The organism is Actibacterium sp., assembly GCF_041584535.1.
In the GTDB taxonomy this organism is placed as follows: Bacteria; Pseudomonadota; Alphaproteobacteria; order Rhodobacterales; family Rhodobacteraceae; genus Actibacterium_D.
Window position 1 is genome coordinate 1 of the sequence record NZ_JBFHDW010000411.1, and the last position, 1,723, is coordinate 1,723.

The window sequence follows — 1,723 nt, forward strand, 5'->3', positions numbered from 1 at the left end:
CTGAACTGTATTGGCGGCCGATTCTGGCGTTTCTGGTGGCCATGGCCGCGCTGGCGCCGGTGCTGTTTTCGGGCCTGCCACGGCAGATGCTGCGACTGTCGGTTCTGGCGCCGTTCGTGGTGCCGTGGTTGCTGTGGGGCGGCTCGATCTGGTTGCCGCTGTCGGTGCTGTTCGGCTTTGGCATCGGCTATGTATTCTTTGGCGTCGGCAGCCGCAGATTGGGCAGCCTGATCGGCCTGATCCTTGCGATCTTAGCACCGATCCTGTGGTGGCTAGTTCTGGCCGGGCCGGTGGCGCAGTTCCTGACCGAAAGCCTGACCCCGCTGGTGATGCTTGAGCCGATCGAAAGCCGGCAATTCGGCGGTTTCATGCTGTCGGTGACAATCGGCCTGACTGCAATCACCCTGTCGCTGCCGCTGGGCATTGTTCTGGCGCTGGGGCGGCAATCGGATCTGGTGATCGTCAAGGCGCTGTGCGTCGGGTTCATCGAATTCATTCGCGGCGTGCCGCTGATCACGCTGCTGTTCGTGGCCTCGACCCTGCTGAACTATTTCCTGCCGCCGGGCACCTCGTTCGATATCATCATCCGGGTCATCATCATGGTGACGCTGTTCGCCTCGGCCTATATGGCCGAAGTGGTGCGCGGCGGGCTGGCGGCGCTGCCCAAGGGTCAATACGAGGCCGCGGATGCGCTGGGTCTGGATTACTGGAAGGCGCGGCGGCTGATCATCATGCCGCAGGCGCTGAAAATCTCGATCCCGGGCATCGTCAGCACCTTTATCGGCGTGTTTAAAGACACAACGCTGGTGTCGATCATCGGCTTGCTGGACCCGATCGGCCTGTCCAGCTCGATCCGCGCCGATGTGAACTGGAACGGTATCGTGTGGGAGCTGTATGGCTTTATCGCGCTGGTGTTCTTTGTCTTTTGTTTCTCGATGTCCCGCTATTCGATGTATCTGGAGCGCAAGCTGCAGACCGGTCATCGCTAAGGAGTGTCAACAATGTCCGACCCTGTTGCAGCCCGTGACGTCGACCGCAAGAAACTGCAGGTCTCTGATGAAGTTGCCATTGAAATCAAGGCGATGAACAAATGGTATGGCGCATTCCATGTGTTGCGCGACATCAACCTGACCGTCAATCGCGGCGAGCGGATCGTCATCGCCGGCCCGTCCGGGTCGGGGAAATCGACGCTGATCCGCTGTATCAACCGGCTTGAGGAACATCAGGCCGGGCAGATCATCATCGATGGCACTGAACTGACCTCGGACCTGAAAAACATCGACCGAATCCGCTCCGAAGTCGGGATGGTATTTCAGCATTTCAACCTGTTCCCGCATCTGACCATTCTGGAAAACTGCACGCTGGCGCCGCTTTGGGTGCGCAAGATCCCCAAGAAAGAAGCGGTTGAGACCGCGATGCATTTTCTGGAAAAGGTAAAAATCCCCGAGCAGGCCAATAAATATCCCGGCCAGTTGTCCGGTGGCCAGCAACAGCGCGTGGCGATCGCGCGGGCGCTGTGCATGATGCCGCGAGTGATGCTGTTCGACGAGCCGACCTCGGCGCTGGACCCCGAGATGATCAAAGAGGTTCTGGATACCATGATCGAGCTGGCCGAAGAGGGCATGACCATGCTGTGCGTCACCCACGAGATGGGCTTTGCACGACAGGTCGCCAACCGGGTGATCTTTATGGATCAGGGCCAGATCGTCGAACAGAACGAGCC

The 1,723-nt window shown here is 59.3% G+C and carries 2 protein-coding genes; both read left to right on the forward strand.

Features of this window, described 5'->3' with window-relative positions; translation table 11 throughout:
• Window positions 1–989: amino acid ABC transporter permease (locus ABYW26_RS14230; RefSeq protein ID WP_372605569.1), on the forward strand; the 989-nt coding region annotated here is incomplete at its 5' end.
• A 12-nt stretch (window positions 990–1,001) separates the two neighbouring features.
• Window positions 1,002–1,723 (forward strand): amino acid ABC transporter ATP-binding protein (locus tag ABYW26_RS14235; protein ID WP_372605570.1); only part of this gene is annotated, 722 nt, incomplete at its 3' end.